Source organism: Halogeometricum sp. CBA1124, assembly GCF_009741955.1.
Taxonomy (GTDB): Archaea; Halobacteriota; Halobacteria; order Halobacteriales; family Haloferacaceae; genus Halogeometricum; species Halogeometricum rufum.
Window position 1 is genome coordinate 1 of sequence record NZ_WPCD01000171.1, and the last position, 8,087, is coordinate 8,087.

At 70.5% G+C, this 8,087-nt stretch carries 8 protein-coding genes and 3 pseudogenes; 8 read left to right on the forward strand and 3 right to left on the reverse strand.

The genetic code is table 11. From position 1 onward, the window contains the following. Window positions 1-1,471, forward strand: a pseudogene (locus GJ632_RS16700) (bifunctional N(6)-L-threonylcarbamoyladenine synthase/serine/threonine protein kinase); the annotation flags it as partial. Window positions 1,472-1,508: 37 nt separating this feature from the next. On the opposite strand, the gene GJ632_RS16705 reads toward GJ632_RS16700, so the two are convergent. Then, a complete protein-coding gene (locus GJ632_RS16705) occupies window positions 1,509-2,054 on the reverse strand; it encodes a hypothetical protein (protein ID WP_191453546.1) in 546 nt (181 codons plus the stop codon). Window positions 2,055-2,174: 120 nt separating this feature from the next. Between GJ632_RS16705 and GJ632_RS16710 the strand changes: the two genes are divergently transcribed. The 3 genes and pseudogenes from GJ632_RS16710 to GJ632_RS16720 all read left to right on the forward strand — a co-directional run bounded on the left by GJ632_RS16710 (window position 2,175) and on the right by GJ632_RS16720 (window position 3,372). Then, the gene (locus GJ632_RS16710; RefSeq protein ID WP_191453547.1) at window positions 2,175-2,459 is read left to right on the forward strand and encodes a DUF5808 domain-containing protein; all 285 of its coding nucleotides are present in this window, start codon (window positions 2,175-2,177) and stop codon (window positions 2,457-2,459) included. Window positions 2,460-2,576: 117 nt separating this feature from the next. Next, window positions 2,577-3,213, forward strand: a pseudogene (locus GJ632_RS16715) (non-canonical purine NTP pyrophosphatase). Between the two features lie 15 nt (window positions 3,214-3,228). Then, window positions 3,229-3,372 carry a hypothetical protein gene (locus GJ632_RS16720; protein ID WP_191453548.1) on the forward strand — a complete coding sequence of 48 codons (144 nt, stop codon included), beginning with the start codon at window positions 3,229-3,231 and terminating at the stop codon, window positions 3,370-3,372. A gap of 53 nt (window positions 3,373-3,425) precedes the next feature. Here GJ632_RS16720 and GJ632_RS16725 read toward each other — a convergent pair whose 3' ends face one another. Together GJ632_RS16725 and GJ632_RS16730 are read right to left on the reverse strand one after the other, a co-directional pair. Beyond that, window positions 3,426-3,677 carry a hypothetical protein gene (locus GJ632_RS16725; protein WP_089809000.1) on the reverse strand — a complete coding sequence of 84 codons (252 nt, stop codon included), beginning with the start codon at window positions 3,675-3,677 and terminating at the stop codon, window positions 3,426-3,428. A gap of 52 nt (window positions 3,678-3,729) precedes the next feature. Further along, a complete protein-coding gene (locus tag GJ632_RS16730) occupies window positions 3,730-4,206 on the reverse strand; it encodes a hypothetical protein (RefSeq protein ID WP_089809002.1) in 477 nt (158 codons plus the stop codon). 258 nt (window positions 4,207-4,464) lie between these two features. On the opposite strand from GJ632_RS16730, the gene GJ632_RS16735 reads away from it, so the two are divergent. From GJ632_RS16735 to GJ632_RS16750, 4 genes and pseudogenes are all read left to right on the forward strand, one after another. Then, window positions 4,465-5,493 carry a substrate-binding domain-containing protein gene (locus tag GJ632_RS16735; RefSeq protein WP_191453549.1) on the forward strand — a complete coding sequence of 343 codons (1,029 nt, stop codon included), beginning with the start codon at window positions 4,465-4,467 and terminating at the stop codon, window positions 5,491-5,493. A 24-nt stretch (window positions 5,494-5,517) separates the two neighbouring features. After that, a complete protein-coding gene (locus GJ632_RS16740; RefSeq protein WP_394328062.1) occupies window positions 5,518-6,270 on the forward strand; it encodes an ABC transporter permease in 753 nt (250 codons plus the stop codon). Further along, window positions 6,267-7,618: pseudogene (locus tag GJ632_RS16745) on the forward strand (ATP-binding cassette domain-containing protein). Before GJ632_RS16740 ends, GJ632_RS16745 begins: the two are co-directional and overlap by 4 nt. Window positions 7,619-7,768: 150 nt before the next feature. Further along, the coding region (locus GJ632_RS16750) for a TFIIB-type zinc ribbon-containing protein (RefSeq protein ID WP_305037689.1) at window positions 7,769-8,087 on the forward strand (319 nt) is incomplete at its 3' end.

The window sequence follows — 8,087 nt, forward strand, 5'->3', positions numbered from 1 at the left end:
TCCCCGCCGTCGTCGAGACGGTGCTGGACCGCGCCGCCGAGACGGCCGACGGCGACGGCCCCGCCGTCGACGGCGTCGCGTTCTCGCGCGGCCCCGGACTCGGCCCGTGCCTCCGCATCGTCGGCACCGCCGCGCGCGCACTCGCTCAGACGCTGGACGTCCCGCTGGTCGGCGTCAACCACATGGTCGCCCACCTCGAAATCGGGCGCCACGGCTCGGGGTTCGACTCCCCAGTCTGTCTGAACGCCTCCGGAGCGAACGCGCACCTGCTCGGCTACCACAACGGCCGGTACCGCGTCCTCGGGGAGACGATGGACACCGGCGTCGGCAACGCCATCGACAAGTTCACCCGACACGTCGGCTGGACCCACCCCGGAGGACCGAAAGTCGAGGCGGCCGCGGAGGACGGCGAGTACTGCGACCTGCCGTACGTCGTGAAGGGGATGGACTTCTCGTTCTCGGGCATCATGTCAGCCGCGAAGGACGCCTACGACGACGGCGTCCCCGTCGAAGACGTCTGTTTCGGCCTGCAGGAGACGATATTCGCCATGCTGACCGAAGTCGCAGAGCGTGCGCTGTCGCTGACCGGGACGGACGAACTCGTCCTCGGCGGCGGCGTCGGCCAGAACCAGCGGTTGCGGGAGATGCTCGCGGAGATGTGCGAGCAACGCGGCGCGGCGTTCTACGCGCCCGAACCGCGGTTCCTCCGCGACAACGCCGGGATGATAGCCGTCCTCGGCGCGCGGATGCTCGCCGCGGGCGACACCCTGTCCGTCCCCGACTCGTCGGTGGACCCGAACTTCCGCCCCGACCAGGTGCCGGTGACGTGGCGCGACGACGAGGAGTCCGTCGCCCGCGACCCGACGGCCGCGGACGAGATTCGCGGCGCGGAGGCGACGGTGACGTTCGAGGACGGCACCGTCGTCAAGCGCCGCGTGCCGAAGACGTACCGCCATCCGGAACTGGACGACAGACTGCGCACGGAGCGAACGCGCGCGGAGGCACGCCTGACGAGTCTGGCCCGTCGCGCCGGCGTCCCGACGCCGGTGATACGCGACGTGGACCCGGCCGAGGGCGTCATCGTCTTCGAGGCGGTCGGCGAGACGGACCTCGCGGGCGCGTTGACCGAGGCGCGGTGTCGGCGGGTCGCGAGCACCTCGCCACCATCCACGACGCCGGGTTCGTCCACGGGGACCCGACGACGCGCAACGTCCGGGTGGACGACGACCGGACGTACCTCATCGACTTCGGACTGGGCTACCACACGGGCCACGTCGAGGACCACGCGATGGACCTGCACGTGTTCGGCCAGAGCGTCGAGGGCACCGCGGACGACCCCGGTCCCCTCCTGCGCGCGTTCGAGGACGGGTACGCCGCCGTCGCACGCGCGGACGAGGGCGAGTCGTTCGACCCGGACTCGGACGCGCTGACGCGCCTCCGGCAGGTCGAGGGGCGCGGTCGGTACCAGTAGCGCTCGGCGGGAGCGGTCGGGTCCGTTCGTCGCCGGGTCAGTCGTCCGCGCGTCCCGCCTCGCCGCCCGTCGGGCGGCGGCGAACCACCGCGTCCTCGTCGACGAGGTAGGTGAACGACTGGGTGAACCAGTCGGCGTGGACCCGGACGGGCGTCCCGTTCTCCGCCGGCATCGTCTCGTACTCGGCGTACGCCGTGCAGGCGACGACGGCGACGTAGCCGACGTCGCGTTCGTCCAGCCAGCGAACCTCGCAGTCGGAGACGTGCGCCTCGTAGTTCTTGTTCGGACCGGGGTACATCTCGTTGTACACCCACCGGCGTTCGTACGTCGTCAGGTAGGGACGAAGCGACTCCGCGGTCAGTTCCGCGGGTCGTTCGGGCGGTGACTTCGGCCCCTCGGGGAACGGTGTCGACCGGTCCGGGAGCGGCGTGTACGTGGTCGCGGCGGTGGCAGTCGTCTCCGACGGCGACCCGGTGTCGGGCGCGTCGGTGCCGGGCGAGTCGGTGCCGGGCGCGGCGCCGCCGAGGCACCCCGCGAAGAGGAACAGTGCGGCGACGGCGAGAATCGAACGCGTGGAGGGCATCGCGTGCGACCGGTCGGCCAACAACGATAAGTGCTTTCTGCGGGACGACGCCGCCTCGGCGACTCCAGACGGTGCAGCTACACCAAAACGATTTATCCGGCGCGGGCGTACCGACTCCACATGGCAGACAAACCGCAGAAAGGAGAAATTCTCGGCGTGCCGTACAACTTCGAGCGCCCGTCGCTCGGTCGGATGCTCTCGTCGTACTGGAAGCCCGGCGAGAAGATGCTCGTGAAGAAGCCGTTCGGTATCGGCTACACGCTGAACCTCGCGAACTGGCGGTCGTGGGTCGTCGTCGTCGTCGTTGGCGCCCTCCTCTGGCAGGAGCGCAGTTCCTCCGCGCCGGGGCCGGACCTCGAAGACGAGGACGAGGACGACGGACCCGTCGAAGTCATCGTCGACTGAGGACCGACGCGACGCACCTGCTCTCGCGTCCGCACCGTCGCTCGCGGCCGACGACTGCGCCGCGGACGCGACGCCGACCGACGCATCTTTCTCCGAACCCGCGCGACAGGCGAGTAGATGCTTCGCTACGTCACGACGAACCCGGGAAAGGTGCGAGAGGCCCTGCAGTACCTCGACGACGGCGTCGAGCAGTTGGACTACGACTACACGGAGGTGCAGGCGTCCGAACTCGGCCCCATCGCGGCGCACGGGGCGCGCGAGGCGTACCGCCACGCGAACGAACCCGTCCTCGTGGACGACGCCGGCCTGTTCGTCGACGGTTTCGACGGCTTCCCCGGCCCGTACTCGTCGTACGTCGAGGACACTCTCGGCGTCGAGGCGGTGTCCCGACTGGTCGCGAGCGAACTGGAGGACCCCCGCCGGGCGTCGTTCGACTGCGTCCTCGCGTACTGCGACGGCGCGGGGTTCGAGGCGTCGCCGGACCCCGTGGACCGCGACGACCGGACGGCCGCGGCCGCGCGCGGTGCCGAACAGGGTGACGAGGAGACGGAGGCCCTGCCGGTGAAACTGTTCACGGGCACCGTCCGCGGGCGCATCGTCGCCCCGCGCGGCGAGGGAGGGTTCGGCTACGACCCCATCTTGAACACGAGGGGACGACGTTCGCGGAGATGGACGCGGAGGCCAAGAACGCCATCTCACACCGCGGGCGGGCGTGGCGAAGTTCGGGGAGTGGTTCGCCGAGCGAACGCAGTGAGCGAGGCGAACCTCGATGGACGAGCGGAGCGAGTCCATCGGGGGTCCCGGAGCGAGCAGTGCGAGTGAACGGGAGACGGCGAACGCAGTGAGCGAGGCGAACCTCGATGGACGAGCGGAGCGAGTCCATCGGTGGTCCCGGAGCGAGCAGTGCGAGTGAACGGGAGACGGCGAACGCAGTGAGTCGACGAGTACGGCGGCGAACCAAACTCGCTATGCGCGGCGGCCCAGATGGAAGAAGACGCCCCAGAGGAACGACAGGCCGACCATGACGACGAGCGACCCGGCGAACTGCTCCGTGACCGGCAGCGACGCCCCGGTGACGCGTCTGAGGAGGCCGACTGCGAGAAGCGACGCCTCGCCGAGCGACGGGACCACGGCCCAGAGATACTTCGACAGTAACGACCCCACCACGAGCGTCGAGAACCCCGCGAGTGCGTGTGAACCGCCCGTCTTCGCTGGCATAACTGTAGACGATACTGACTGACTCGGTGGTTAACAAGTTTTGGGAGCGGCGTCACTCCCGCGGGTCGGCGTCCGGTCCCGGGTAGTCGCCGCCGACGACTTCCTCGTACAGGCTCGCCGCGTCGAACAGGGTGGCGAACGCCCGCGGTTCGCGGACGCTCACGGGGAATCGACCGCCGAGCGTCGTCGCCGCGCGGGCGGAGGTGAGACGGCCGTCGAACGTGAGGACGTGCATCGCGCCGCCCCGGTAGGCCGACCCGAGTGCCGGGTGGTCGCCCGCGGGGTGGGAGACGGGGTCGCGCCACGCCTCGACGCGCGTTCGCCAGTCGGCCGCGAGTTCGGCGTCCGCGAGTTCGGCGACGACGGACTCGGCGTCGTCGAGGAGAGGGTCGCTGGCCACGAGCGTCGTCCACGAGTGCGCCCGGAGGTGGTCGAGGGCGTCGCGGGCGTCGCCATCGACGAGGAGGTCCGCGGCGAGGACGTCCGCGTCGGCGACGACGCGCGCCGGACTCGGGTCGGGGTCAGTCATCGCCCTCGCGCCGCCGTCGGAGCGTCTCGCGAATCGTCTCCTCGTCCGTCTCGAACGCCGCCGCCCGGTCGAACAGCGTGGCCCACGTCTCCATATCTGCCGGTAGGGTCGTGTGGGGAAAGAAACGTGACGGTTCCGTGAGCGACCGCTGTGGAAACTGCGGACGGTTTCTCTCGGTCGGTCGGAGACGCTCACGTACCGTCTCGCGGTTACGCCGACGACCATAGCTTTATTTCGACTACGCCCATCGATGTGTCCATGACGATACAACGCCGACGGTTCCTGCAGGCGACGGGGGCGGGGACGCTCGCAGCGCTGGCGGGGTGCACCGGAGAGGACGGCGCGAACGCACAGACGCAGGCGGAGTCGACGGACGGGAGCGCGACGGCCGACGCCGCGGGGCAGTCGGAGCCGTCGGGCGACGCGGAGTTGACGCTGGCGACGACGACGAGCACGTACGACACCGGCCTGCTCGACGCGCTCAACCCCGTGTTCGAAGAGCAGTTCGGCGCGACGGTCAAGACCATCCCGCAGGGGACGGGCGCGGCCATCGAGACGGCCCGCAACGGCGACGCGGACGTCATCCTCGTCCACGCCCGCGGCGCGGAGGACGAGTTCCTGCAGGACGGCTTCGGCGTCAACCGTCGCGACGTGATGTTCAACGACTTCGTCGTCGTCGGCCCGCCGGACGACCCCGCCGGCGTCGGCGGGATGCCGTCGGCGACGGAGGCGTTCGCCACCATCGCGGAGACGGAGTCGACGTTCGTCTCCCGCGGCGACGACTCGGGGACGAACAAGAAGGAGCTGAACATCTGGGAGGCGTCCGGTGTCGACCCGTCCGGCCGGTGGTACCGCGCGATAGGCAAGGGGATGGGCGACACGCTAGTGCAGGCCGACCAGTCCGGCGCGTACACGCTCGCAGACAGGGGGACGTATCTGGCGACCAAGGACAACATCGACCTCACTATCCACGTGCAGGGACCGCTGAAGGACGGGCCGACCATCCTGAAGAATCCCTACGGCGTCATCCCGGTCAACCCCGCGAAGTACGGCGACGTGAACTACTCGCTGGCGATGGCGTACGCCGGCTTCCTCACCGGACCGCAGGGGCAGGAGATAATCGACGGCTACACCGCCAACGGGTCGCAGTTGTTCTTCCCGAACGCGCTGGCGGAGGAACCGCAGTTCGGCCAGTACGTGCCCGAGGACTGGGACGGCTCCTCGCAGTCGCAGGAGGACCTCCGGTTCGAGCACTGGGTCGACGCCGTCGTCCCCGAGGACTTTTAGTCGGACGGGGGCAGAGGCTCACCCGTGCTCGTCGGTACGCTGTTCGGCGACCTGAACACGCAGTACCTCGTCAGCATCACGCTCGTCTCGCTGTACGTGAGTACCGTGGCCGTCGCCGTCAGCACCGCCGTCAGCCTCCCCGTGGCCGTCGCCGTCGCGTTCGGCGACTTCCGCGGCAAGTCGGCGCTCACCTCCGTCATCTCGACCGGGATGGGCTTTCCGAGCGTCGTCGTCGGCCTCGTCGTGCTCCTCGCCCTCTCGAACTCCGGACCGCTGGGCGACTTCGAACTGCTGTTCACCCCGCGGGCGATGATCATCTCCCAGACCATCCTCGCCACGCCCGTCGTCCTCAGCGTCTCGCTGTCGGCCGTCGAGTCCGTCGGCGACGACCTGCGCGAGGCGGCGTTCGGGACGGGCGGGACGACGACTGACGTCGGACTGGTCGTCCTGCGCGAGGCGCGGTACGGCATCGTCACGGCCGTCCTCGCGGGCTACGGCCGCGCCATCAGCGAAGTCGGGTCGGTGCTCATCGTCGGCGGCAACATCGTCTTCTCCGACCAGACCTCCTACACGCGGACGCTCACGACGGCCATCACCGTCGAGGCGCGGAAGGGCAACGTCGAGACGGGACTGGCCCTCGGCGCCATCCTCCTCGTCCTCGTCCTCGGCGTGAACGCCGTCGGGTCGCACCTCCGCGACCGGACGCCGGGCAAGCGAACCGCCGGCGACCGGTCGAGTTCGGTCGGAACGTCGCTGGGCGGAGGTGACGGTCGATGAGCGAAGCCCGCGAGGTGGCGGCCGCCGGAGACGGGCGGAGCGACGACGGGTCGACCGGCGGCCTGCGCCTCGCCGCCCGCGGCGTCACGCACGGCTTCGAGGGCGAGACGGTCTTCGCCGACGTGGACCTCGCGGTGGAACCGAACGAGGTGCTGGCCGTCGTCGGCCCCTCGGGGAGCGGGAAGACGACGCTGCTCCGCGCGATGAACGGCGCGCTCTCGCCTTCGCGCGGCGCCGTCGTCGTCGCGGGCGAACGCGTCGGGTCGCTCTCCTCGAAGGAGACGAGTCGCCTCGTCGCCACCGTCCCGCAGGACACGACGCTGACGTTCGACTTCGACGTGCGCCAGACGGTGCGGATGGGTCGGACGCCCCACCGCTCGCGGCTGGGTGGCTGGCGCGAGGGCGACGACGCGGCGGTCGAACGCGCCCTCGAACGGACGCAGACGGCCGCGTTGGCCGACCGGTCGGTGGGTGACCTGTCCGGCGGCGAACGACAGCGCGTACTCATCGCGCGGGCCCTCGCGCAGGAGACGCCCGTCCTCCTGCTGGACGAACCGACGGCCAGCCTCGACATCAACCATCAGGTGCGGACGCTCGAACTCGTCCGCGAGTCCGTCTCGGCCGGGAAGACGGCCGTCGCGGCCATCCACGACCTGAACCTCGCCGCGCACTACTGCGACGAACTCGTCCTGCTGTCGGGCGGGGGCGTCGTCGCCACGGGGCCGCCCGCGTCCGTCCTCACCGAGGCGAACCTGGAGGGGGCGTTCGGCGCGAACGCCGTCGTCGCGCGCCACCCGGTCACCGGGTCCGTGTACGTCACCGCGCTCCCGGACCGCCCCACCGACGCGACGAGGCGCGAGGGCGCGTCCACGTCGTGGGCGGCGGGGGCACCGCGGCCCGACACCTCTATCTCCTCTCGGCCGCCGGCTACGAGGTCAGCGTCGGCGCGTTGAACGAGGGCGACACCGACACCGAGACGGCCCGGAGCCTCGGGATAGACGCGGTGACGGTGGACCCCTTCTCCGCCGTCGGCGAGGACGCGAGCGAGCGAGTCGCGGAGTGCGTCGCCGAGGCGGACTGCGTCGTCGTCGCCGACGTGGAGGTGGGAACCGGCAACCTCGCGAACCTCCGCGCCGCCGCGGCGGCGGACCGCGTCGTCCTCGTCGAGGAACGGCCGTTCGAGGAACGGAACTACGCCGGACGCGCCGGCCGGGAGGCGTACGACCGACTCCGCGAACGCGGCGTCGTCGTCTCCTCGGCGGACGTGCTCTCGGCCGTCGCCGGCGACGCGGCAGTCGGGACGCAGTCGCCGCCCGGCGACCCCCTCGACGGCCTCGCGACCGACTGAGGACGCGGCCGATCCCTCACGAACTGTCGTGACAAACGTGATTAGCGAGAATAATGTCGGCACAACCGCGACACATTTTTGAGCGCGGAGCCGTTACGTGATATCGAGCGAGGGTCGGGACACCCGTTCTCCCCGCCCTGGAACCCAATAATGAGTGACACCGCTACCGAGAACGCGCGTCAGCGCGTCCAGACCGACTCGGAGAACCGTCGGACAGACCGCCGCGAGCAGACGGCGGGCGAACGCGAGGCGGCGGCAGGCGAACGCGACGAGACGGCGGACGAACGCGCGGAGGCGACCGAGGAGACGCTTCGCTGCCCCGAGTGTGGGTCGACGAACCTCGCCACGGACGACGGCCGGGGCGAGACGGTGTGCGAGGACTGCGGCCTCGTCGTCGAGGAGGACGAGATAGACCGCGGACCGGAGTGGCGCGCGTTCAACGCCACCGAGAAGGACGAGAAGTCCCGCG

Bases quoted from the DNA above. Each gene is read 5' to 3' on its own strand.
- GJ632_RS16730 (WP_089809002.1), bottom strand. From the start codon at position 4,206: ATGACTGACCCCGACCCGAGTCCGGCGCGCGTCGTCGCCGACGCGGAC.
- GJ632_RS16735 (WP_191453549.1), top strand. From the start codon at position 4,465: ATGACGATACAACGCCGACGGTTCCTGCAGGCGACGGGGGCGGGGACG.
- GJ632_RS16725 (WP_089809000.1), bottom strand. From the start codon at position 3,677: ATGCCAGCGAAGACGGGCGGTTCACACGCACTCGCGGGGTTCTCGACG.
- GJ632_RS16710 (WP_191453547.1), top strand. From the start codon at position 2,175: ATGGCAGACAAACCGCAGAAAGGAGAAATTCTCGGCGTGCCGTACAAC.
- GJ632_RS16720 (WP_191453548.1), top strand. From the start codon at position 3,229: ATGGACGAGCGGAGCGAGTCCATCGGGGGTCCCGGAGCGAGCAGTGCG.
- GJ632_RS16705 (WP_191453546.1), bottom strand. From the start codon at position 2,054: ATGCCCTCCACGCGTTCGATTCTCGCCGTCGCCGCACTGTTCCTCTTC.